Below are 23,112 nucleotides of genomic sequence, written 5' to 3'. Positions count from 1 at the left end.
GGCGCCGCACCTGATAGGAAGGAACCGCGATGACCCCCCATCTCCGGACAGCCGCGTTGGCCCTGGCCGTCCTCCTCACCGCGGCCGCCTGCGCCAAGGCCGAGGAGCCGCAGAGCGCGCCGGCCGCCGCCAGTACGGCCGGTCAGCAGGTCGTCCAGACGCCCTCCGGCACGGCCGGGCCGACGTGCACGCTGCAGCAGTTCGGCGGCACGAAGTTCGACCTCAAGACGGCCACGGTCGGCTTCTCCCAGTCGGAGAAGGAGGCCAACCCGTTCCGCATCGCGGAGACCAAGTCCATCAAGGACGAGGCCGCCAAGCTGGGCATCACGAACCTCAAGGTCACCAACGCCCAGTCGCAGTTCTCCAAGCAGATCACCGACGTCCAGCAGCTCATCGCGCAGGGCGTGCAGCTCCTGGTCATCGCCCCGCTGAACTCCGACGGCTGGGAGCCCGTGCTCCAGCAGGCCGCCGCCAAGAAGATCCCCATCATCACGGTCGACCGCAAGATCAACGCCAAGGCGTGCAGCGACTACCTGACCTTCATCGGCTCGGACTTCTACGAGCAGGGCAAGCGCGCCGCAGACCGGATGATCGAGGCACTGTCGGGCAAGGGCAAGGTCGCCATCCTGCTGGGCGCCCCCGGCAACAACGTCACCACCGAGCGCACGAACGGCTTCAAGGACCGCGTCAAGGAGAAGGCCCCCGAGATCACGATCTCGTTCGAGCAGACCGGCGAGTTCGCCCGCGAGAAGGGGCAGCAGGTCACCGAGCAGCTCATCCAGTCCAACCCCGACATCAACGGCATCTACGCCGAGAACGACGAGATGGCGCTGGGCGCGGTCACCGCGCTGAAGGGCGCGGGCAAGGAGCCCGGCGAGATCAAGATCGTCTCGGTGGACGGCACCCGCAGCGCCGTCCAGGGCATCGCCGACGGCTGGCTGCACGCGGTCATCGAGTCGAACCCGCGCTTCGGCCCGCTCGCCTTCGAGACCGCCCAGAAGTTCCTGGACGGCCAGGCGATCCCCGACAAGGTGATCATCTCCGACCGCGACTACGACACGACCAACGCCAAGGACTCCCTCGGTGAGGCGTACTGAGTTGGAACCGGTTCTCGAAGCTCGGGGGGTCAGCAAGCGCTTCCCCGGCGTGCTCGCCCTCGACGGCGTGTCCCTGGCCCTGCTCCCGGGCCAGGTGCACGCGCTCGTCGGCGAGAACGGCGCCGGGAAGTCCACGCTGATCAAGGTCTTCACCGGCGTGTACCAGCCGGACGGCGGCGAGCTGCGCTACCGGGGCACGGGCGCCGCCTTCGGCACCCCCATGGACGCGCAGCGCGCCGGGATCTCGACCATCTACCAGGAGGTCAACCTCGTCCCCATGATGTCGGTGGCCCGCAACCTGCTGCTCGGCCGCGAGCCGCGCGGCAGGTTCGGGGTGATCGACGCCGCCGCCATGTACGGCGAGGCCGAACGCGTCCTGTCCGGCTACGGCGTCGAGACCGACGTGCGCCGCCCGCTGCGCACCCTCGGCGTCGGGGCGCAGCAGATGGTCGCCCTGGCGCGGGCGGTGTCGGTGGACGCGCGGGTGGTCATCATGGACGAGCCCACGTCGTCGCTGGAGCCGCGCGAGGTGGACACGCTGTTCGGCGTGATCAGGCGGCTGCGCGACAGCGGGATCGCCGTCATGTACGTCAGCCACCGCCTCGACGAGCTCTACCGCGTGTGCGACCAGGTGACCGTGCTGCGTGACGGCCGCCTGGCGCACACGGGGCCGCTGGCGGAGCTGGAGCGGCTGAGGCTCATCTCGCTCATGCTCGGCCGCGAGCTGAACGAGGTCCGCTCCCAGGGCCTGACCCGGTTCTCCCGCGACCGCCGCGCCGCGCCGCCCGCAGAGCCGCCCGCAGAGCCGCCCGCAGAGCCGCCCGCAGAGCCGTCCGCGGCGCCGGACGAGGCGGCGGCGGGCCCGCGCACGAACGGGCAGGTCCCGGTCGTCGAGGCGCGGGGCCTGACGCGCCGTCACGTCCTCGAAGGCGTGGACGTGAGCGTCCGGCCGGGCGAGGTCGTCGGGCTGGGCGGCCTGCTCGGCGCGGGCCGTACCGAGACCGCCAAGGCCATCGTCGGCGCGCTCCCCCTGGACGGCGGGCAGGTGCTCGTGGCCGGGCTGCCGCTGCGCGCCGGCTCCACCGCGGCGGCGATCAGGGCGGGCGTCAGCCTGCTGCCCGAGGACCGCAAGGCCGAGGGCATCATCCCGACCCTGTCCGTCCGCGAGAACATCGCCCTGGCCGCCCTGCCCTCCCTCGGCAGAGCGGGCGTGGTGTCCGAGGCGAAGATCGACCGGGTGGTCGAGATCTTCATGCGGAGGCTGAGGATCAAGGCCGCCTCGCCGCACCAGCTGGTCTCCGAGCTGTCCGGCGGCAACCAGCAGAAGGTGCTGCTGGCCCGCTGGCTGGCCGTGCGGCCCAAGGTGCTGCTGCTGGACGAGCCCACCCGCGGGATCGACGTCGGCGCCAAGGCAGAGGTGCAGGGGCTGATCGACGAGCTGGCGCAGGAAGGACTGGGCGTGCTGCTGATCTCCTCCGACCTGGAGGAGCTGGTCGAGGGCGCCGACAGGATCCTCGTGCTGCGCGAGGGCGCGGTCGTGGGGGAGCTGTCGGGCGACGAGGTGACCGAGGAGAGGATCATGGCGACGATCGCCGAGCAGACGATCGCGGGGAAGTCGGATGGCTGAGCTCACGCACGATCGGGGCTCGCCGTCGGGCGGCCGCGTCGCCGTGCTCAAGCCGCAGGTGTACGCCTGGGTGCAGGACTACGGCGTGTACGCGGCCGTGCTCGTCCTGCTGCTGTTCAACGTGCTGTTCACCCCGCACTTCCTGGACGCGTCGAACTTCCGTACCCAGCTCGTCCAGGTCACCCCCATCGTGATCGTCTCGCTGGGCATGGCGCTGGTGATCGGCACCCAGGGCATCGACCTGTCGGTCGGCTCGGTGATGGCGCTGGCCGCCGCGCTGACCGTGCTCTACCTCGGGTACGGCTGGCTGCCCGCCCTCCTCGTGGCCGTGGTCGGCGGCGCGGTCGTGGGCGCCGCGGGCGGGGCGCTGGTGGCGTACGTCGGGGTGCAGCCCATCGTGGCGACGCTGGCGCTGCTGGTCGGCGTGCGCGGGCTGGCGAACGTCCTGGTGCCGCAGCTCGTCGAGTTCCGCAACCCCGACCTGATCGCCCTGGGCAGCAGCTCGGTCGCCGGGATCCCGGTCATCGTGCTCATCGCCGCCGCGCTGACGCTGATCGTGCTGTTCGTGGTGCGGCGCACCACGTTCGGGCGGCAGGTCGTCGCCATCGGCGGCAACCGGTCGGCCAGCGAGCTGTCCGGCCTACCGGTCAAGCGGGTGCTGCTGATCGTGTACGTGATCTCCGGCCTGCTCGCCGCCCTGGCCGGGGTGCTGGCCACGGCCCGGCTGCAGGCCAGCGACCCGACCTCGCTCGGCCTGTTCATCGAGCTGTCGGCGATCACCGCCGTCGTGGTCGGCGGCACGCCGCTGACCGGCGGCCGGATCAGGGTGCTCAGCACGGTCATGGGCGCGCTGCTCATGCAGCTCCTCGCGGCCACGCTGATCAAGCACAACCTCCCGCAGTCGTGGACCCAGATGGTCCAGGCGGTCATCATCCTGGCCGCCGTCTACGCCACCAGGAAGCGGGGGACCCGATGAACCGCGAGCAGGTGAGCCGGACGCTCCAGCAGCACGGCGCCGTCATGGTGCTGGGCCTGCTGGTGATCGTGGGCAGCCTGGCCTTCGACTCCTTCGCCACGCCGGCGAACGCCGCCAGCGTGGTCGTGTCCTCGTCGTTCCTCGCGATCATCGCGATCGGGATGACGTTCGTGATCATCAGCGGCGGGATCGACCTGTCGGTGGGATCGCTGTTCGTGCTGGGCGGGGTGCTGGCGGCCTACGGCTCGCAGTACGGCCCGGCCGTCGCGCTGCTGCTGCCGCTGGCGGTGTGCGGGACGGTGGGGCTGCTGCAGGGCCTGGTGATCGCGCGTACGGGGATGGCCCCGTTCATCGTGACCCTGGCCGGGCTGCTCGGCGTGCGCGGCCTGATGCTGGCGATCTCCGACGAGGGCGCCACCACCTACCTCGTCAAGGACCGCTCCTTCGCCGCCCTCGGGCAGGGCGAGATCCTCGGCCTGTCCTACCCCGTCCACATCACCATCGCCCTGGCCCTGATTGCGATGGTGCTGCTGCAGCGCACGGGCTTCGGCCAGAACGTCTACGCCATCGGCGGCAACGAGCAGGCCGCGGCCCTGATGGGCGTGCCGGTCGCGCGGACGAAGGTGTACGTGTACGTCATGTCGGGCCTGCTCGCGGGCCTGGCCGGCGCCCTGAACGCGGCCCGGCTCTCCTCCGGCGTGACGATCCTCGGCATCGGCCTCGAACTGGACGCCATCGCCGCCGTGGTGATCGGCGGCACCCTGCTGACCGGCGGCGCCGGTGGCATCACGGGTTCGGTGGCCGGGGTGCTGCTGCTCGGCGTCATCCAGAGCCTGATCAACCAGGTCGGCAGCCTGACCTCGGCGTTCCAGCAGGTGGTCAGTGGCGTGTTCCTGGCGCTCGTGGTGGTCGCGCAGCGGCTGCTGAGCAAGGCGCAGCGGCTGACCTGACAGGCGGGTCCCCGGGACCATTTCCCGGGGACCTTCGATCGAGTCAAGCCGATTGCAAGATTCGACGCTCATAATCCGGACATGCCGTCGATTACTGAGCTGAGAGCAGGAGACCCCGCCGGCCTCGGAGGCCACGAGATCCGCGGACGGCTGGGGGAGGGCGGGCAAGGAGTCGTCTACCTGGGGGTGGACGAGCAGGGGAGACAGGCGGCGATCAAGTGGCTGCGCCCCCACCTCGCGGGGGACGCGGTGGCGGCGGAGCGCTTCGCCAGGGAGGCCGCGGCGGCGCGGCGGGTGGCGCCGTTCTGCACGGCGCAGGTGCTGGCCACCGGCGTGCACGAGGAGCGGCCGTACATCGTCAGCGAGTACGTGGCGGGCCCGTCCCTGCAGCGGGCGGTCGCCGAGGACGGGCCGCGCACGGAGCCCGCCCTGCACCGCCTGGCCGTCGGCACGGCCACCGCCCTCGCGGCGATCCACCAGGCCGGCATCGTGCACCGCGACTTCGGCCCCGCCAACGTGATCCTGGCCGGCGACGGCCCCCGCGTGATCGACTTCGGCATCGCCAGGGCGCTCGACGCGACCTCCACGATCACGTCCATGCCGGTGGGCACGCCGGCGTTCATGGCGCCCGAGCAGATCCTCGCCCAGCCGGTGGGACCGGCGGCGGACATGTTCGCGTGGGGGAGCACGATGGTGTTCGCGGCCGGCGGGGCGGGGCCGTTCGAGGCGGAGACGGTGCCGGCGATCATCCAGCGGGTCCTCCACACCGAGCCGGACCTGTCCCGGCTCACCGGACCGCTGCGCGAGCTCGTCGCGGCCTGCCTGGCCAAGGACCCGGCCCGGCGGCCGACGGCCGAGCAGGTGATCCACCACCTCCTCCGCCAGCCCTCCACCGACCCCCGCCAGGCATCCGCCGTCGCCGGCTCCGGCCCCCAGCAGCAGCCCCCACCGCCTACCGGGCCGCCGATCCAGCTGCCGCCCCCACCGCCTACCGGGCCGCCGATCGGGCCGCCGATCGGGCCGCCGATCGGGCCGTCACAGTGGCGGCCGCCCGGCTCCGGCCACCCATCCGGCCCGCAGCACCCCGCCGGCGCGCCCTGGCCGCCCCCGGCCGCCGACCAGGGACCGGGCCAGCAGAACGCCGCCTACCAGGGACCGGATCACCAGAACGCCGCCTACCAGGGGCCCGGCCGGCCAGGCGCGTCCCACCAGGAGCCCGGCTACCTCAGCGCGCCCCACCAGGGCCCCGGTCACCAGCCGCCCGGGACGGCTCCGTACCCGCCGCCCCCGCTGCCACCTCCGCCGCAACCCCTTCCGGGCAACCGGAGGGGCCGGCTGATCGGGGCGGCCGTGGCGGGGGTGGCGCTGCTGGCGGCCGTCGCCGTCGTCACGGTCACCGTCGTCGACCTCCCGGCCGTGCCGCCGGCCCGCCCCACCGGCCCGACCACGCCGACCCCGTCCCCGACGCCGACCCCCGTGCCCACCGCGAACCTGGCCGCGGTCAAGCTCCCCGACACCGCCGCCACCGTCTACGAGAGCCCGGCCGACCCCATCAGGCTCACCACCTACCTGGTCAAGGACGCCAAGTCCGGCGGCTGGGTCTACTACACCCGCGACTCCCTCACCGGATCGTTCACCGGCTACAAGAACACCTGGGAGAGCATGCTCTCGCCCGACGGCCGCTACCTGGCCCAGCGCGGCAAGAGCTTCGTCGACGGCTACGACACCGTGGAGATCACCGACAAGGTCACGGCCCGGCGGTTCACGGTCAGGACCTCGCGGCAGCCGCTCAGCGCGTACGTGCAGTCCTGGTCGCGGGACAGCACCCACCTGCTGGTCAACGTCGGCAACCCGGTCAAGGGCGTCTGGCAGTCCACCGGCTTCGCCATCGTGGACGTGAACACCCGCCAGGCCGAGGTCGCCTCGCTGCGGGAGGGCTCGCTCAAGGGCATCCGCTACGGCTTCGACCACACCGGCACCGGCGTGGTCGCCCTGTCCAACGACGCCGGCCAGCAGGCGCTGCGCTTCTTCGACGCCGGCGGCACGCGGGTGCGCCGCCTGCCGAACGTGGGCGCGGGCCTGGCCGACGCGCTGTTCTCGCCGTCCGGCCAGAGGTTCGTCACCGACTGCCCGGGCCTGCGCAGCGGCAACAACTGCGTCTACGACACCCGGACGGGGGCCGAGGTGAAGCGGATCGAGTCGCCCTGCGCCGGCCTGGCGACCTGGTACGACGACGACCACCTGGCGTGCTGGGTGCGCCCGGACGGCACGGCGGACCGGCAGCAGATCCAGGTGATCGACTTCACCGGCAGGATGGTGCGCCTGCTGGCCGACGTGCCGGAGAAGGCGACCAGCCTCGACGTCGTCTACACCTACACCCGCCGCTAGCGGACCCGGCCGCGCGGCTTGAGCCGCGTGCCGGGCAGGACGGGCGCGGGGAGCGGCTCCCCGTCGAACCCCTCGACGGAGCCGAACCCCTCGCCCTCCATCCACTCCTTCCGGTAGGCGTCGATCTCGTCGTGGGTGCGGCCGACGAAGTTCCACCACATGACGATCTCCTCGCCGAACGGCTCGCCGCCGATCAGCAGCACCCGCCCGCGCCCCGACAGCCGCACGGCCGACCGCCCCGGCGGCAGGTACACCAGCGGCCCCGCCGCCAGCTCCGCCACCTCGCCGTCGAGCAGCAGCAGCCCGTGCTCGAACCCCGGCTCGACCGGCACCTCGCACGCTCCGTCCACGGCGATCTCGGCTCCCACGAGCGGGCTGTACGCGGTCGCGGGCGAGGTCACCCCGCCCAGCGACCCCATCATCACGGTCGCCTCGAACCCCGGCCCGGACAGCACGGGCAGCGACGCGTGGTGCTCGAAGCCCGGCTCGACGTGCCGGTGCCCGCCGGGCAGCGCCACCCAGAGCTGCACGCCGTGCAGCAGCGTCTCCGGCGACTCCTCCGAGTGCGAGATGCCGCGCCCGGCGGTCATGAGGTTCAGCTGGCCGGGGCGGATCTCCTGCAGCGTGCCCAGGCTGTCGCGGTGCAGCACCTCGCCCGCGACCAGCCAGCTCACCGTCTGCAGGCCGGTGTGCGGGTGCGGCGGCACCCGCATGGTCGCCGTCTGCGGCCCGTACGCGTCCACGAAGCACCAGGCGCCGATCATGCGCCGGTGCGCGCCCGGCAGCGTCCTGCTCACCGCCATCGCGCGCGGCCCGCCCAGCGGCACCTCGCGCCCCTCCAACACCTCGCCGCCGGCCTCCTCGCCGGCGGCACAGCGGATCTCCCGCGGGTCAAGCTCCAGGTTGCTCACGGCAAGACTGTACGTTCTGCCCACCTCGGGACTGCAAAGGGCCCACCAGGGCAGGAGAGACGTTCATGGCAGAGCCATTGGACAGCCGCAGGGCCACCCTGATCGAGGCGGCCCAGGCCAACTGGATATCGGCGCTCACCGACCTGGGCGGGCGCAACACGCTGCTCTACTACAAGGACCGGCGGGCCGGCACCCTCGACCTGGCCCAGGCCGATCCCGACAAGCTCGAACGCTTCCTGCGCACCGGCTCGATCAGGCTCACCCGGCTGTTCTCCGACACCGACGTCAGGGCCGACGCGATCAGGCGCGTGCAGGCCATCCACCGCAAGTCCCGCGAGCTGCTGGAGGAGCGCGGCATCAGGGCCGCGTACCTGGCCACCGGCATGGCCCGCTGGGACGAGCTGTTCCTGGAGCCCGCCGCGCCCGTGCTGCTGCGCGGCCTGACCATCACCCCCACCCGGGCCAGGCACGACGACTTCGACCTCACCCTCGACGACGAGCACGAGGTCAACCCGGTCCTGCTGCACAAGCTCACCACCGTCTTCGGCGCGAATTTCGGGGCGGACCCCGAGCGGGCCGCCGCCGACCACGACCGGTTGCGCGCGATCGCGGCGGCGGCCGAGGTGCCCGGGTTCGACATCGAGGACCGGCTGGTGATCGGCACCTTCACCTACTCCAAGCTGCCCATGGTCAGGGACATGCAGGCGGCCGGAGACCTGCTGGCCGACAGCGACGTGGTGGCCGCCATCGCGGGCGACCCGGGCGCGCAGGAGCTGCTGTCGGGCGACCGCGGCGATGCGCTCGCCCTGGACTCCCCGCAGGACGACTACTCGGTGCTGGACGCCGACTCCTCCCAGCGCAGCGCCATCGCCGCCGTGCTGTCGGGGCGCAGCCTGGTCGTGCACGGCCCGCCGGGCACCGGCAAGAGCCAGACCATCGCGAACCTCATCGCCGCGCTCGTCGCCAAGGGCAGGAAAGTGCTGTTCGTGGCCGAGAAGCGGGCCGCCATCGACGCCGTACTGTCCCGGCTCAAGGGCGCCGACCTGGGCGACCTGGTGCTCGACATCCACGAGGGCACCCGTGACAGGCTGCGCATCGCCCGCGACCTGGGCGACACGCTGGACCTGGCGCAGACCGTGACCGAGGGGCCGGAGCAGGAGCTGGACCGGCGGCTGGTGGACCGGCAGCGGCGGCTGTCGCGGCACGTCGCCGGGCTGCACGAGCCGCACGAGCCGTGGGGGCTGTCGGCGTTCCAGATCCAGTCGGCGCTGCTCGGCGTGCCCGCGCAGGCGCGCACGCCCGTACGGCTGACGGACCCGCGGCGGATCGACGCGGAGGCGGCCGACCGCATCAGGGACGAGCTGCGCGAGTTCGCCCACCTGGGCGGCTTCACGCTGCGGCCGGGCGGCACCCCCTGGTACGGCGCCGCGCTGCGCACCCCCGAGCAGGCCCGGCAGGCCGGCGACCTGGCCTCGCGGCTGCACTCGCACCTGCTGCCGCTGCTGGCCTACCGGGTGGGCCAGGCGTGCGCCGCGGCCGGGCTGCGCGAGCCGGAGGGGCATCGCGAGCGGCTGGAGCGGCTGCGGCTGTTCGCCGGGGTCGCGGAGACGATGCGGCGGCTGTCGCCGCGCGTCTTCGAGGCCGGGCCGGCACGCCTGGCCGAGGCCACGGGGGAACGCGCCCAGGCCGGGCTGCGGGAGCGGCACGCCCTGCGCAAACGGGCGCGGGCGCTGTGGCTGGGCACCGCCAAGCCGGAACGCGCCGAGCTGCACGCCGCGCTCGCGCGGGCGGCCGCCCAGCTCGGGGAGTGGGACGGGCTCCGCGCGGAAGGGGAGCCGGGCCAGCCGCCGTGGCCGCCGCCCGACCTGGGCGACCTGCTGCGCCTCCAGGGCGAGTGCGAGGAGCGGCTCACCTCGCTGCGCGCCTACGTACGCGTGCCCGACGACCCCGAGGAGGCGCTCGCCGCGCTCTGCGACGACCGCGACACCGCGTGGAAGCTGCCCAGGCTGTACGAGCTCGGCATGCGCCTCGACGGCCTGGGCCTGGGCCAGCTCCTCGACGACCTGGCCCGCAAGCAGGCGGACGCCGGGCTGGCCGCGGCCGCGTTCGACCACGTCTGGCACTCCTCGGTGCTCGACCACGTCAGGGTGAGCGACCCCCGCTACGCCGCCGAGCGGGGCGAGGCGCTGGACGAGATCGCCGGGGACTTCCGCGAGCGCGACGTCCGGCACCAGGCCGCCAACCGGGCCAGGGTGCGCAGGGCGTGGGCCGTCAGGCTGAGCGACGCCGAGGACCGGCACCCGCTGCAGGCCCGGGTGATCCGCAAGCAGGCCGCCCTGCGGCGGGGCCATCTCCCGCTGCGCCGGCTGCTGGACCAGGCGGGCGACGTGCTGTTCGCGCTCAAGCCGTGCTGGGCGATGTCCCCGCTGATCGTCAGCCAGGTGCTGCCCACGACCCGGCTGTTCGACGTGGTGATCTTCGACGAGGCCAGCCAGATCGTGCCCGCCGACGCGGTCCCGTCCATCATGCGGGCGCACCAGATCGTGGTCGCCGGGGACGACCGGCAGCTTCCGCCGACGAACTTCTTCCGTCAGGTCGCCGACGGCGCCGAGGAGGGCGAGGACGAGGAGAGTCTGGTGTCGTTCGGGGCCGGGTTCGAGTCGGTGCTCGACGCGCTCCGGCCGCTGCTGCCGACGTGGCCGCTGACCTGGCACTACCGCAGCAGGGACGAGCGGCTCGTGGCCTTCTCCAACGCGCGCATCTACGGCGGCGCCCTGACCACGTTCCCGGGCGTGTCGCGGGGTGACTGCCTGCGGCACGTGGTGGTCGAGCACTCACCGGTGGAGGGGGACGGGGAGGTGGGCAAGGTGGTGGAGCTCGTGCTCGACCACGCCCGCGCCCGCCCCGGCGAGTCGCTCGGCGTGATCGCGCTCGGGATGCGCCACGCCGAGCGCGTCGATCAGGCACTGCGGGAGGCGCTGGCCGGGCATCCGGAGCTGGAGGAGTTCTTCGCCGAGGACGCGCCCGAGCCGTTCTTCGTCAAGAACCTCGAACGCGTCCAGGGCGACGAGCGTGACGCGATCATCCTGACCGTCGGGTACGGCAAGCACCGCGACGGCCGCATGCGCTACCAGTGGGGGCCGCTGCTGCGCGACGGCGGCGAGCGCCGCCTGAACGTGGCCGCCACCCGCGCCAAGCACCGGCTGACCCTGGTCAGCTCCTTCTCCAGCCACGACGTGGACCCCGCCCGGGTCACCAAGGCCGGGGCCCGGCTGCTGGCCGACTACCTGGAGTACGCCGGCTCGGGCGGCACCCCGGCCGACGCCTCCGGCGGGACGGCGCTCAACCCGTTCGAGGCCGACGTCCGGGACCGGCTGGCCGGGTACGGCATCACCGTCGTGCCCCAGTACGGCGTGGGCGGCTTCCGCGTCGACTTCGCCGCCACCCATCCCCGCGACCCGGACAAGATGGTGCTGGCCATCGAGGCGGACGGGGCCTCGTACCGGGACTCGCGCAGCGTCCGCGACCGGGACCGGCTGCGCAAGGAGCACCTGGAGCGGATCGGCTGGAACTTCCACCGCCTGTGGTCCACGAACTGGTTCCACGACCCGCAGGCCGAGGCCGACAAGCTGCGCCGGGCGTACGAGCGGGCGGTCGCCGAGACCGATCCCACCCCTGAACCGGCGCCCACTGCTGGGCCCGCCTCTGGGCCCGCCCCCGCCCCCGGAACCGCTGCCGCGCCGGAGCGGTCGCCGGGCGGGGAGCTGGACCGGCGCGGCTGAAGCCCCGGGGGGCGGGAGAACCCCGGGTCTCCCGCCCCTCGGTTCAGCTCAGCGTCTCCCACCAGCCCTCCACCGGCGGGGCGGCGGAGGTGTCCACCGCCTCGCCCGGCCGGGGCACGACGATCTCGACGTCGCGGGCCTTGGCCTCCAGCCACAGCCGCTCGACCGGCTCCGCCCACGGGTGCAGGGCCAGCGTGAACGTCGCCCAGTGCACCGGCAGCAGCAGCCCGCCGCCCAGGTCGAGGTGGGCGTTGACGGCCTCCTCGGGGTTCATGTGGATGTCCGGCCAGGCCGGGCTGTAGGCGCCGATCGGCATCAGCGTCAGGTCGAACGGCCCGTGCGCCGAGCCGATGCCCCGGTATCCCGCGAAGTATCCGGAGTCGCCCGCGTAGAACACCCGCCTGGCCGCCCCGGCGACCACCCAGGACCCCCACAGCGTGTCGTTGCGGGTGAACGCCCGGCCCGAGAAGTGGCGGGCCGCCGTGGCGACGAAGCGCAGCCCCGCGACCGTCGCCTCCTCCTCCCAGTCGAGCTCGATGATCCGGTATGCCGGCACGCCCCACCGCTCCAGGTGCGCCCCGATGCCCAGCGGCACCAGGAACGGCGCCCTCTGGGTGCGGGTCAGCGAGCGCACGGTGGCCATGTCGAGGTGGTCGTAGTGGTCGTGCGAGATGGCGATCGCGTCGACCTGCGGCAGCTCGCCCAGCTCCACCGGCACCGGATGGTGCCGCTTCGGGCCGACGAGCTGCGAGGGAGAGGGCCGCCGGCTCCACACCGGGTCGAACAGCACCCGCTTGCCCTCGATCTCCACCAGCGTGGAGGCGTGGCCGTACCAGACGGCGCGCACCCCGTCGGCGGGCGGCGGGTCGGACGGCGGAACGCGCAGCGGCACGATCCCGCCCGGCCGGCGCCGCTCCCGGTCCTTGGCCAGCTCGCCGACCAGGCTCACGGGCGGCGTGGTCATCAAGGTCGTCGCCTCGGGCATCGTGTTGACGAACGTGCCGTTCCTGAACTGCGGCGAGCGGCGTATCCTGGCCGCCCGGTCCGGCCCCGACGTCAGCGGCCGCACGCCCAGCTCGGCGGGCACCTCGCGCAACACCCAGCCGGCCGCGGCGAGGGCCGCGCCGCCCGCGAGGATCCGCCGTGCCGTCCGCTTTCCTGCCATCGCCCACTCTCCCCTGGAATTCTCTGCGTCCCGCTCGGCCGAACGGGACTCCCCGGTAGTCCTCTTCTACGATATATCGCGATAGGTCAGACGGTTTTGATCGCTCCACCGTCGATGACGTAGTCGGCGCCGCTGACGCTTCCCGCGTGCGGCGATGCCAGCCACGTCACCAGCGCGGCGACCTCGTCCGGTTCGACGAACCTACCGGTCGTCATCCCGGCGTTCGACGGCAGCCCCGCCAGGAAGTGCTCGTGTTCCACGCCGTGGGCCGCCGCGACGGCGGCGCCGTACCCGTTCTCGGCCTCCCACATCGAGGTGCGGGTGGCGCCGGGCGAGACCGTGGTCACCCGCACCCCCTGCGGGCCGAACTCCTCCGCCAGCGCCTTGCCGAACGCGGTCAGCGCGGCCTTGGCGGTCGCGTACGCGACGGGCCCCGTGTGCGGGATCCGGGCGCTGTTGGAGGAGATGTTGATCACCGTGCCGCGCTGCCGGAGCAGGCTCGGGACGGCGGCGCGGGTGGCGCGTACGGCGCTGAGGAAGTTCAGGTCGTGGACCTGGCGCCACACCTCGTCGCCGGTGTCCAGGAACCCGCCGACGAGATCCCCGGCCGAGTCGCCGCCGCCCACGTTGTTGACCAGGAGGTCGATCTCGCCCAGCTCGGCCAGCGCCCGGCCGATCAGCTCCTCGGGCCCGTGAGCGGTGGACAGGTCGGCGGTCACCAGGGTGGCGCCGGTCTCCTTCAGCGCGGGCGAGATCGTCCGGGAGGCGGCAACGACGCGCATTCCCTCGCCGGTCAGCGCCCGTACGATCGCCAGCCCGATGCCTCTGCTCGCGCCCGTCACCACGGCGGTCTTGCCGGTCAGTCCCATGTCCATGGCATGTTCTCCCGTATTAGTCGCATCAGTCGTGATGCCATGACCCTACGACTTGCAACATCAGTGACGCAAGTTGAAGGTTAATGGGGACGATGCCGTACTCTGTGGGGCGTGAGTGACACGACCAGGGCACTGCGGTCCGACGCCGAGCGCACGGTGCGCACGATCCTGGAGGCCGCCGAGCGCGTGCTCAGCAGGAACCCGGCGGCCAGCATGGAGCAGATCGCCGAGGCGGCGGGGGTGGCGCGCACGACCGTGCACCGGCGCTTCGCCTCGCGCGAGGCGCTGGTGGACGCGATGGCGGCGTGGGCCACCCGGCAGTTCGCCGAGGCCGTGGAGGCCGCCAACCCCGACACCACGCCGCCGCTGGTCGCGCTCTACCAGGTCACGGCCAACGTGCTGCGGGTCAAGAGCGACTGGAACTTCGCGATGAGCCGCGCGCTGTCGGCCGACCCCGAGGTGGCCAGGGTGCACGCGGACGTCGAGGAGCGCTGCGAGCGGCTGTTCAGCAGGGCCCAGGAGGCCGGGGTGCTGCGCGGCGACGTGGACCCGCAGTGGGCCAAGCGCGTGTACTACGCGCTGATCCACGAGTCGGCGCAGGTCCGCGACGGCGAGCCGGACGCCCTGGCCGCGCGCCTGGTCGACACGCTGCTGCGCGGCGTCGGCACGGGGCGCGGCCTGGCCTGAAACCGGGCCCGCCGGAGCCTCCGCTCAGCGTTCCTCGTCCCGCCCGCGATGCGGGAAGGGCCACGGGTTCGGGCGGCACCGGCCCAGCGACTTCGACTGCTGCGTCATGACCGGGGCCAGGCGGCCGGGCCCCGGGCAGGGGCGATGCCGGTGCCCCAGGCCGTGGCCGACCTCGTGGCTGATGAGATAGCGGCGGTAGGCGACCAGGTCCGCGCCGTAGTGCGGGACGCCCGTCGCCCAGCGCAGGGCGTTGATGACCGAGCGGCGGCCGTTCCAGCAGGACAGCTCGCCTCCCGTGCGCAGCGGGCGGCACTGGCGGCTGGTGAGGCCGGGGCTGGACAGGGCGACGCGCACCCGTACCGGGCCGTGGTCGACCCGCTGGAAGCGGCCCCAGCCGCGTACGTCGTTGAGCGTCCTGTGCACCTCCGCGGCGAACTCGCCCGGATCGAACGGCAGCCCGCGCTCCACCTCGACCAGATACCGCACCACCGCCCCGCGGCCCCGCCGGGCGGGGGCGGTGCCGGGGACGACCGCGTACCGGCCCGAGGCCCTGTGCGGCACCTCGACCGGAGCCGGCTCCGGTGCCCGGGGCGCGAGCGGCTTCGGCGGCGACGTGGGCGGCGACGTGAGCGGCGACGTGAGCGGCGACGTCGGAGCCGCCGGTTTCGGTGGTGGTGGCGCGGCCGGCTCGGTGGTGGTGGCGCAGCCGGCGGCCGTGACGAGCAGGAGCAGGAGCAGCGGCGGCAGCGGCAGCGACCGTGGCAGCGACCGTGGCAGTGGCGGCGGCAGTGGCAGCGGCGGTGGCAGCGGCGGTGCGAGCAGCGGCAAGGCGGCCTCCCCACGACATCACGGTGGGGAGGTTTTCGATGTTACGTGGCTCCTTGTCGCGCTTGACGGGCAGGGTGTCTATCGTCCGCTTTAGGGCTTGGTGGGGGCATAGGGCGTGATGTCGATGGGCGGCGTCTCGCCGAGGGCGAGCGCGGCGGCGATCTGGCCGGTGAACGGGCCCGCCGTCAGGCCGTACGCGCTCAGGCCTGTCGCCACCACCACGCGACCCGTGAGGGGGCCGATGAGGGCGGAGCCGGGGGCGTACACGGGACGCAGGCCGACCCTCGCCTCCGCGACCGTCGCGTTGTACAGCCCCGGCGCCACCCGCAACCCCGCCTGGATCACCTCGTCCAGCCCGCCCATCGTGACGCGCGGGGCGAACCCCACGTCCTCGACCGTCGCGCCGATCACCACCCGGGAGTCGGGGAAGCCCAGCAGGTACGGGCCCATCCGGGGCAGGATCATGGGCCACCAGGCGGTGTCGACGCCCTCCATGGTGGCGTGCAGGATCTGCCCGCGCCTGGGGAAGACCGGCAACTCGACTCCCAGGGGCCGGCACACCTCCCCGGTCCAGGCCCCGGCCGCGACGATCACCATGTCGGCCTCGATCGGCACCCCTTCGCCGGAGAACCGCCGGGTTCCGGCGTCCATGGGAGGTGTGGGGGTGGGCGCGAGGGGCGCGGCCTGCCGCCAGGACGTGGTCTCACCGCCGGCCGGCTCCTGCCCCGCCGAACCAACCGGCCCGCCCCCGGCCCGCCTCTCTCCGCCAACCGCCCCCACCCCGGCCCCGCCAGCCGCCCCGGCCCCGGCACCACCGGTTTGTGCCCCGCCGGCCCCGGCGCCACCGGCAGCGCCAGCCGCACCGGCCCCGGCACCATCGGCTTCTGCCCCGCCGGCCCCGGCGCCACCGGCCCCTGTCCCGCCGGCTACATCCGCCCTGCCCGCGCCCGCTCCTGCGACCCCGCTACCCGCGTCGGCGCTGCCCGCTCCTGCGCCCGCGTTGCCCGCGCCCGGGGGCGGCTGGGGCGCCGGGGTTCCCTCCGGGGGCTGCACCTCCCACTCTCCGTTCCAGGTCGCGCCCGTGCCGGCCGGAGGGTGCACGAACACCTGGCCGTCCGGGCTGAGCGAGGCGGCGCCCGTACGTACCTCCGCGCCCCTGGCCACGGCGGCGCGCAGGAGCGCGTCGCGTACCGACCGGCCGTCCACCCGCGCCGCACCCGGCACGAGGATCGCGCTCAGCGTGTCCGACAGCGGCGGGAACAGCTCGGTCGGGTCGGGGACGTCGACGATGTCGCCCATCTCCGGCGCGTCGGGGTGGCGGCGGCGCAGCAGCGTCCGCACCGGTTCCAGATCGACCGGATCCTCGGCCACCAGCAGGGCGCCCACCTTGGCGTACCCGATGTCCTCGCCCAGTTCCTCCACCAGCCCGGGGTAGTGACGGGCGCCCTCGCGGGTCAGGCGGTACCAGTCGTCGTCCTCCGGATGGTCCACCCACGGGCACACGATTCCCGCGCCCGCCTGCGTCGCCTCGCCCGGGTACCCGCCGTCCACGACGGTCACCGTCGCGCCCCGGCGGGTGAGGTAGTAGGCCGCACCGGCCCCGACGATGCCATTTCCGATCACCACTACGCGCATGGTCACAATGTTCGCAGCCGAGGTGACCTGGGCCGATGACCGGGTTCGCCCACTTGCCATGCGGATACCTCACCACGGCCTTCTCCGTGCCTGAACGCGCCGCCTGGCCCGCTCGTGAAGGGCCGGCGGTCCGATGTGGCCGGGGGGTGGGGGTACCGCTCGGGGGCCGCGGGTTTAGGGTCGGCGCATGGACGTCGTGGTCACCAGGATCGACCTGCCGCGCCCCGTGCGCGCGGCCGCGTCGGACGGGACCACGGTCTGGTGCGCGGAGGCCGGTGGTGTGCGGGCCTACACGGCGTCCGGCGTCCCGCTGCCCGCCCGCCCTGACCCGGCACCGAACCCGCTGTCCCCGGGATCGGGTTCACGGCCCTCGCCACAAGCACCGGCATCCCGGTCACGGTCGTCGGCACCCGGCGGCCGGTCACCGTCATCCGGTCACCGGCCACCGCCATCCGGTCGACGGCCGCCGACGTCCGGTTCACGACCGTCGGCATCGGAGTCACCGTCGCGGGCGTCGGAACCGCGGCTCTCGACACCCCCACCGGCCTCGGATCCGCGGTTATCGGCGGCCGAGCTGTGGTCCCTGGCGGCGGTGCCGGGGACGGTGGCCGCCACGCCTGCGGGGGTGCCCGGCATGCTGGCCGAGACCGTGGTGGTGCCCAGGTCGTTCGCGGGGCCGTACCCGTCGAACTCGTTACCGAAAGGGACGCTGGCGGGCGCCTCCCGGGACCGCGTCCACTGGCTCGACCCGTACGGCGCACCGCTCGCGGACGTGCCCTTCGACGGGCGGGTGGTGGCGGGCGGCGGGGAGATCTGGGCGGTCGGCGACGACCTGGCCCGCCGGCTCGCCGAGCCCGGCCACCTGCGCGAGCCGCTGCACCTGCCCGCATTGGACCAGTGCGCCGTGGAGGGCGAGCGGCTGTGGTGGACGTCGAAGCGCGACAACCTGCTGCGCGGCGGCCCGAGAGAGGTGGACCTCGGGCGGAGGAAACGCGGCGCCATGACGGTGTGCGCCGGCTCCCTGTGGATCAGCGTGACCGGCGGGCTGCTGCGTGTGTCGGCCTGGTCGGGGGAGCCGGGGCGGTTCGTGGGGACGCCGGAGGGGCCGGTGCCGTTCCTGGTCTGCGCGAACGGGGTCCTGGCGGGTGGCGGCCGTGACCTGTTCGTCCTCGCCCCGGCCGCCGGTGCCCCTCTCCACGTGATCAGGCTGGGGCCGGACGCGCCGCTCGCGCTGGTGATCGCGGCGGGGAAGCACGTCTGGGCCTTCCCCGCCGACCGCCCCGAGGCGCTGATCGTCTCGGTGTGAGGCCGCGAGGCAACCCCACGAGGCGACGCCACGAGGCGACGCCACGAGGCGACCCCGCGAGGCGAGGCCACGAGGCGAGGCCGGGAGGGAGCCGCAGCCGGCCGAACCTCGGTGGCCTTCGACCCGTCGCCGCGAACCCCGACTCTGGAGGGTGAGCCGCCTTTGGTGAGCCGACTCCGGAGGCCGGCCGGTGAGATCGTCGCCCGTCCCTCAGGCGGCGACGACCGTGGGCTGCCCGCCTACCGCCCGGTGGTGCCGGTCCTGACCTGCGACGGCAGGAAGGACGACCGAGGCCCGGCCAGCGCCGCGTCCATCCGCTCGGCCTGGCCCTTCGTGAACATGAACATCGCCGCGTCCTCGACATAGTCCATGTAGTTCATGAACATGTCCCCATTGGGGCCGTTGTCGCAGCTCAGCTTGGGGAACGTGGGAGTGCCGCGGTTCTGCCCCGCCTGGTTCGGGGTGTCGTCGACGAAGTCGCTGCCCGAGCAGCCGTCGCCGTCGTCGCCCCAGATGTGGCGCAGGTTGAACCAGTGGCCGATCTCATGGGTGGCGGTGCGGCCCCCGTCGTAAGGTGCCTCCGCCGTGCCCGTCGTGCCGAACGCGCTGTGGCGGACGACGACCCCGTCGATGTCGGCGGGCCCTCCGGGGAACGTGGCGTACCCGAGCGCGTTCTTCAGCTCGCACACCCACAGGTTGAGGTAGCGGTCGGCGGGCCAGGCGTCGGAGCCGCCCTGGGCGTCGAACTTGACCTTGTCGTCCGGCTGGAACTCCCCGACGTCGGTCTGCCGGCGTACGACGCCCGAGGTCGGCTGCCCGTCAGGGTCCTTGTCGGCCAGCTTGAACTCCAGCCGCGCGTCGGCGGCCAGGTCCTTCCACACCTCGGGCACCTTGTCCGCGTCGGGGTTGGCCCGCCGGAAGTCCTCGTTCAGGACCTTGAGCTGGCTGTCGATCTGGTCCTGGCCGATGTTCTGCTCGGAGGTTTGGTAGACGACGTGGACCACGACGGGAATGGTGACGACCTCCTCGCGGGGGGCCGCCCGTGCGTTCTTCCTGGCGAACGTCTCGTTCTCGATGGCGGCGAGGGCGACGGCGTAGCGGGGCGAGGCGGCGAGGAGCCGGCGGTGGACGGGCATGGTGGCACAGCGATCGGAGCTGGACACGGGGGTTCCCTTTCGTACGCGGGGGAGGGAAATGGGGTTTCTGTACGCGTACCCGTACTGTAGCCGTTTAATCACTCACAGTTATGAGTTGAACCTACCGTGGCGGGAGGTCCTACCTTCGTACCGTGACCGAGAACGACGGCAGCGGGCGTCGCTGGAGCATCGGTGAGCTGGCCAAGGCCACCGGTGTCACCATCCGCACGCTCTACCACTACGAGGAGATCGGCCTCGTGCCGGCGAGCGAGCGGACCGCGTCCGGGCATCGCCGTTACACCGAGGCCGACCTGCGGCGGCTCTATCGCGTGCGGGCGCTGCGCGGGCTCGGGCTGTCCCTCGACGAGATCGCCCGCGTCCTCGACCGGCCGGGCGACGACCTGACGGCGCTGCGCGCCCTGCTCGGCGCCCAGCTCGCCGAGCTCGACCTGCGGGCCGCCCGCATCGTCCAGCTCAAGGAGCAGATCAGCGGGCTGCTGTGGCTGCTGGACAAGACGATCATGCCCGATGCCGAGAAGTTCATGGCCACGCTCGAGCTGCACTCGGTCTACGAGTCCTATTTCAGTCAGGAGCTGCGCGACCACCTGGCGAGACGGCGGGCCGAGCTCGGCGAGGAGCGCATGGAGGGCTTCCGCGCCCAATGGCTCGACCTGCTGCGCCAGGTCCATCGGCACATGCTCGACGGCACCCCCGTGGAGGATCCCCGGGTGCAGCACCTGACCACGCAGTGGGAGGCGATGGCGGCCGGCCTCCAGACCGGAGACCAGCAGGTCGACGACCGGCTCACGGAGGCGGGCATGGCGCTGTGGCGCGACTCGGGGCCCGAGCTCAGCGCGGAGCTCAGCCGCCAGATCGACTGGCTGGACGCAGGCGACCTGCCCGCCATCATGCATTACTTCGAGCGCGTCAGAAAGGTCCGCGACACCCCTGGCGCCCAGGGTGATGAGGAAACCCCGGGAGCGCCCTGATGCCTGGGAGATCAGGGCCGTAGCGAAAGCCGCCCGAAGACGCAGACGTCCAGGGCGGTGTGCAAACCCGCAGAAACGCCCCGTCACCCGGGACTGGGGAGCACGGAAGGCTGCCCGTGCGGAGGCAGACCAGGAAGAAGCAGCGCTCCCCGGGGACGGCGCCGAAGACCGGGGGACGTGTGGCCGCCGGGCCTGGAGCAGGAGAGCGGGAGAGGCCCGGGCACCTGGCTCGGAGCATGGGGCCGGGAGAGGTCCGGGCACCCCACCCGGAAAAGGACCGGCGGACGTATGCCGCCCGGCCTGGAGCAAGGGACCGGGAGGCCGTGAGACGGCGGCCCCGTGAGATCGCCTAGCCCTGAACACGGGGGCGCATTCCGTGAGACATCAACCAGCAAGGAGAGCACGAACGTGAGCGCGAGCATGCCCTATCCCGGCGCGCCGGTCCGGCCGGAGCGCAACGAGGTCGGCGGCCTGGTGTTCGACGACCCCTACCAATGGATGGAGGATGACGACGGCGAGGGCGTGGCGGAATGGCAGCGGGCCCAGGACGAGCTGGCCCGCTCCTACGTCCACGGCTGGCCGCATTACGACCGCCTCGCCGCCCGCGTCGGCGAGCTGGTCGAGCAGATGGACGCCCGCAACCTGGTGGTCCCGATGCGATGCGGCCCCCGGTGGTTCCGCGGCCGCATCCCCGAGGGCCGTGACCTCATGGTGCTGGAGACGGCCGACGACGTGACGGGGCCATGGCGTACGGTGATCGACCTCAACGAGCTGTCCAGCGACGGCGCACCACTGCGCATGAGCCCCCAGCCGTCCCCGGACGGCAGCCTGCTGGCCTACTCCCTCGACGCGTCCGGTCGCGAGCTGCCCGTGCTCAAGGTGATCGAGATCGACACGGGCAAGGTCCTGCTGGACGGCGTGCCACAGCAGCGGCCCGGCCTGGTGACCTGGCTCCCGGACGGCAGCGGCTTCTTCTACATGGCCAACGAAAGCACGGACCCCCGGGCACCGCTCCGCTGGCGGGTGTTCTTCCACCGCCTCGGCCAGCCGCCCCCCACCGAGCCGGAGCCCATCGACATCCCGCACATGTTCGCCATGCCCAAGATCTCCCGAGACGGACGCTGGGCACTGATCCAGGTCGATCACCTACGGCCCCGCCCCCACTACCTGGCCCGCCTCGAAACCCACCCGGCCCAGCGCCCTGGCACCCACCCACAAGAAGCCTCCGCAAAGACCGAGCGCGACCACCCGCACGGGCACCCGGCGGACCACCCGAACAGGCACCCAGCGAGCGGACACTCGGGGGTCGGAGATTCGGCGGGCGGAGGCCCGGAAGGGCTGCGTGCCGAACGCCCGGCCGAAAGCCCCAGCGCCGACCGTCCGCACCAACCCCAGGACGAACAACCAGGCGTCTCCTGGCAGTGGCGCGAGTTCATCACCGACTCCGACCACCTCTACAAGGGCGTGATCGTCGGCGACTCCTACGTGGCCGTCACCACGGCGGGCGCCGCGCGCGGACGGCTGGTACGCATCCCCCTCGACAGCCCCGGCGACCCGGCCACCTGGACCGAGCTGATCCCCGGGGGAGACACCGTCCTCACCGGTGTCACGCTGGTCGGCGATCGGCTGGTGCTGGGCGAGCTGGTGGACACCGTCTCCCGCGTACGAATCCTGGACCTTGACGGCAAGGAGCTCGGCGAGGTGCCGCTGCCGGGCCCCGGCTCGGTCAGCTCCGTCGCCCAGGGCGTCATCGCCCTCGGCGTGATGGACCAGGTCATCGGCTGCGAGGACGCCATCACCTTCGGCTACACCTCCTACACGCAGTCCCCGACGGTCTACCACTACGCGCTGGAGACCGGCGTCCTGACCCGGCTGCAGGGGGCCGGCCACACCCTGCCCGGGCTGGTGACCAGCCGTGTGTGGGCCACCTCGGCGGACGGCACCCGTGTGCCGTGCACCCTGGTCCACCGCGCCGACCTGGACCGCTCGCGCCCGCAGCCCACGCTCCTCCACGCGTATGGAGGCTTCAACATCGCCGAGCTGGCCTCCTACCTGGGCCCGCTGGCCGCGTTCGTCGAGGCGGGCGGCGTGTACGCGCACGCCCACGTACGCGGGGGCGGCGAGTTCGGCCTGCAGTGGTGGGAAGGCGGGCGGCTGCACGCCAAGCAGAACTCCTTCGACGACCTGTACGCCGTCGCCGAGCAGCTCATCGCCGACGGAGTCACCACACCCGACCGGCTGGCCGTCCAGGGTGCCTCCAACGGCGGCCTGCTCGCCGCCGTGGCCGTCACGCAGCGGCCCGATTTATGGCGGGCCGCGGTGTGCACGGCGCCGAAGCTGGACCTGATGCGTGTGGTCCGCGACCCGGTGGGCACCGCCGCGACCCTGCCCGAATACGGCAACCCGAACAATCCCGCCGACGCCCCCGTGCTCATGGCCTACTCGCCGTACCACCACGTGGAGCCCGATACCGCATACCCGGCGATCTTGCTCGACGCGGGCGCCAACGATCCGCGATGCCCCGTCTGGCACTCCCGCAAGTTCGCCGCCCGAGCCCAGGCCGCCACGACCTCCTCCCACCCGGTGCTGCTGCGGGTGTGGTCGGGTGCGGGGCACGGGGGCACCGGGTGGAGCACGATCGTTCAGCAGCAGACCTACTGGCTGGCGTTCGTCATGCACGAACTCGGGCTCACGCCACTACCGCCCGACCACACCACCGGATGACAGACACCGGGGGCCCTTACGACCAAGCCGCTCGGG

16 protein-coding genes are annotated in these 23,112 nt (G+C 73.1%); 10 read left to right on the top strand and 6 right to left on the bottom strand.

Going from position 1 to position 23,112, the window contains the following annotated elements; all coding sequences use genetic code 11:
• Positions 1-29: 29 nt before the first annotated feature.
• From ACBJ59_RS02200 to ACBJ59_RS02180, 5 genes are all read left to right on the top strand, one after another.
• Entirely contained in the window at positions 30-1,097 is a 1,068-nt protein-coding gene (locus tag ACBJ59_RS02200) for an ABC transporter substrate-binding protein (RefSeq protein WP_375108462.1), read from the top strand.
• Positions 1,084-2,724 carry a sugar ABC transporter ATP-binding protein gene (locus ACBJ59_RS02195; RefSeq protein ID WP_375108461.1) on the top strand — a complete coding sequence of 547 codons (1,641 nt, stop codon included), beginning with the start codon at positions 1,084-1,086 and terminating at the stop codon, positions 2,722-2,724. The genes ACBJ59_RS02200 and ACBJ59_RS02195 overlap by 14 nt, the downstream gene beginning before the upstream one ends.
• Positions 2,717-3,700: an ABC transporter permease gene (locus tag ACBJ59_RS02190; RefSeq protein WP_375108460.1), complete on the top strand. Its 984-nt coding sequence runs from the start codon at positions 2,717-2,719 to the stop codon at positions 3,698-3,700. Before ACBJ59_RS02195 ends, ACBJ59_RS02190 begins: the two co-directional genes overlap by 8 nt.
• Positions 3,697-4,650: an ABC transporter permease gene (locus ACBJ59_RS02185; RefSeq protein ID WP_375108459.1), complete on the top strand. Its 954-nt coding sequence runs from the start codon at positions 3,697-3,699 to the stop codon at positions 4,648-4,650. The genes ACBJ59_RS02190 and ACBJ59_RS02185 overlap by 4 nt, the downstream gene beginning before the upstream one ends.
• Before the next feature lie 81 nt (positions 4,651-4,731).
• The gene (locus ACBJ59_RS02180) at positions 4,732-7,038 is read left to right on the top strand and encodes a protein kinase (RefSeq protein ID WP_375108458.1); all 2,307 of its coding nucleotides are present in this window, start codon (positions 4,732-4,734) and stop codon (positions 7,036-7,038) included.
• Here the strand turns inward: ACBJ59_RS02180 and ACBJ59_RS02175 are convergent.
• Positions 7,035-7,949 (bottom strand): pirin family protein, encoded by a 915-nt coding sequence (locus tag ACBJ59_RS02175; RefSeq protein WP_375108457.1) that lies wholly within the window; start codon positions 7,947-7,949, stop codon positions 7,035-7,037. The two genes, ACBJ59_RS02180 and ACBJ59_RS02175, sit on opposite strands and share 4 nt — an antisense overlap.
• 65 nt (positions 7,950-8,014) lie before the next feature.
• On the opposite strand from ACBJ59_RS02175, the gene ACBJ59_RS02170 reads away from it, so the two are divergent.
• Positions 8,015-11,731, top strand: a complete 3,717-nt coding sequence (locus ACBJ59_RS02170; RefSeq protein WP_375108456.1) for an AAA domain-containing protein — start codon at positions 8,015-8,017, stop codon at positions 11,729-11,731.
• A gap of 43 nt (positions 11,732-11,774) precedes the next feature.
• Here the strand turns inward: ACBJ59_RS02170 and ACBJ59_RS02165 are convergent, their stop codons facing one another.
• Complete coding sequence (locus ACBJ59_RS02165) at positions 11,775-12,896, bottom strand: MBL fold metallo-hydrolase (RefSeq protein ID WP_364129379.1); 1,122 nt, start codon at positions 12,894-12,896, stop codon at positions 11,775-11,777.
• Between the two features lie 86 nt (positions 12,897-12,982).
• Positions 12,983-13,771: an SDR family oxidoreductase gene (locus ACBJ59_RS02160; protein WP_375108455.1), complete on the bottom strand. Its 789-nt coding sequence runs from the start codon at positions 13,769-13,771 to the stop codon at positions 12,983-12,985.
• 111 nt (positions 13,772-13,882) lie between these two features.
• On the opposite strand from ACBJ59_RS02160, the gene ACBJ59_RS02155 reads away from it, so the two are divergent.
• On the top strand, positions 13,883-14,458 hold the full coding sequence (locus ACBJ59_RS02155; protein ID WP_375108454.1) for a TetR/AcrR family transcriptional regulator: 576 nt from the start codon (positions 13,883-13,885) through the stop codon (positions 14,456-14,458).
• A 24-nt stretch (positions 14,459-14,482) separates the two neighbouring features.
• On the opposite strand, the gene ACBJ59_RS02150 is transcribed toward ACBJ59_RS02155, so the two are convergent.
• Both ACBJ59_RS02150 and ACBJ59_RS02145 read right to left on the bottom strand, forming a co-directional pair.
• On the bottom strand, positions 14,483-15,286 hold the full coding sequence (locus tag ACBJ59_RS02150) for a DUF3152 domain-containing protein (protein WP_375108453.1): 804 nt from the start codon (positions 15,284-15,286) through the stop codon (positions 14,483-14,485).
• A 90-nt stretch (positions 15,287-15,376) separates the two neighbouring features.
• Entirely contained in the window at positions 15,377-16,921 is a 1,545-nt protein-coding gene (locus ACBJ59_RS02145; RefSeq protein ID WP_375108452.1) for an NAD(P)/FAD-dependent oxidoreductase, read from the bottom strand.
• Between the two features lie 604 nt (positions 16,922-17,525).
• On the opposite strand from ACBJ59_RS02145, the gene ACBJ59_RS02140 reads away from it, so the two are divergent.
• Positions 17,526-18,227: a hypothetical protein gene (locus tag ACBJ59_RS02140; protein ID WP_375108451.1), complete on the top strand. Its 702-nt coding sequence runs from the start codon at positions 17,526-17,528 to the stop codon at positions 18,225-18,227.
• 239 nt (positions 18,228-18,466) lie between these two features.
• Here ACBJ59_RS02140 and ACBJ59_RS02135 read toward each other — a convergent pair whose 3' ends face one another.
• Positions 18,467-19,390: a zinc metalloprotease gene (locus tag ACBJ59_RS02135; RefSeq protein WP_375108450.1), complete on the bottom strand. Its 924-nt coding sequence runs from the start codon at positions 19,388-19,390 to the stop codon at positions 18,467-18,469.
• 125 nt (positions 19,391-19,515) lie between these two features.
• Between ACBJ59_RS02135 and ACBJ59_RS02130 the strand changes: the two genes are divergently transcribed.
• Both ACBJ59_RS02130 and ACBJ59_RS02125 read left to right on the top strand, forming a co-directional pair.
• Positions 19,516-20,352, top strand: coding sequence for a MerR family transcriptional regulator (locus ACBJ59_RS02130; protein ID WP_375108449.1), 837 nt, complete (start codon positions 19,516-19,518; stop codon positions 20,350-20,352).
• A gap of 408 nt (positions 20,353-20,760) precedes the next feature.
• Positions 20,761-23,076 (top strand): prolyl oligopeptidase family serine peptidase, encoded by a 2,316-nt coding sequence (locus tag ACBJ59_RS02125; protein WP_375108448.1) that lies wholly within the window; start codon positions 20,761-20,763, stop codon positions 23,074-23,076.
• Positions 23,077-23,112: the final 36 nt, after the last annotated feature.

The organism is Nonomuraea sp. MTCD27 (assembly GCF_041950495.1).
Taxonomy (GTDB): domain Bacteria; phylum Actinomycetota; class Actinomycetes; order Streptosporangiales; family Streptosporangiaceae; genus Nonomuraea.
This window is presented reverse-complemented; position numbering and strand designations above follow the sequence as displayed.

What these genes read in the sequence shown, in the direction of transcription:
- ACBJ59_RS02185 (WP_375108459.1), top strand. Translation starts at nt 3,697, where the DNA reads ATGAACCGCGAGCAGGTGAGCCGGACGCTCCAGCAGCACGGCGCCGTC.
- ACBJ59_RS02190 (WP_375108460.1), top strand. Translation starts at nt 2,717, where the DNA reads ATGGCTGAGCTCACGCACGATCGGGGCTCGCCGTCGGGCGGCCGCGTC.
- ACBJ59_RS02180 (WP_375108458.1), top strand. Translation starts at nt 4,732, where the DNA reads ATGCCGTCGATTACTGAGCTGAGAGCAGGAGACCCCGCCGGCCTCGGA.
- ACBJ59_RS02200 (WP_375108462.1), top strand. Translation starts at nt 30, where the DNA reads ATGACCCCCCATCTCCGGACAGCCGCGTTGGCCCTGGCCGTCCTCCTC.
- ACBJ59_RS02165 (WP_364129379.1), bottom strand. Translation starts at nt 12,896, where the DNA reads ATGGCAGGAAAGCGGACGGCACGGCGGATCCTCGCGGGCGGCGCGGCC.
- ACBJ59_RS02160 (WP_375108455.1), bottom strand. Translation starts at nt 13,771, where the DNA reads ATGGACATGGGACTGACCGGCAAGACCGCCGTGGTGACGGGCGCGAGC.
- ACBJ59_RS02170 (WP_375108456.1), top strand. Translation starts at nt 8,015, where the DNA reads ATGGCAGAGCCATTGGACAGCCGCAGGGCCACCCTGATCGAGGCGGCC.
- ACBJ59_RS02145 (WP_375108452.1), bottom strand. Translation starts at nt 16,921, where the DNA reads ATGCGCGTAGTGGTGATCGGAAATGGCATCGTCGGGGCCGGTGCGGCC.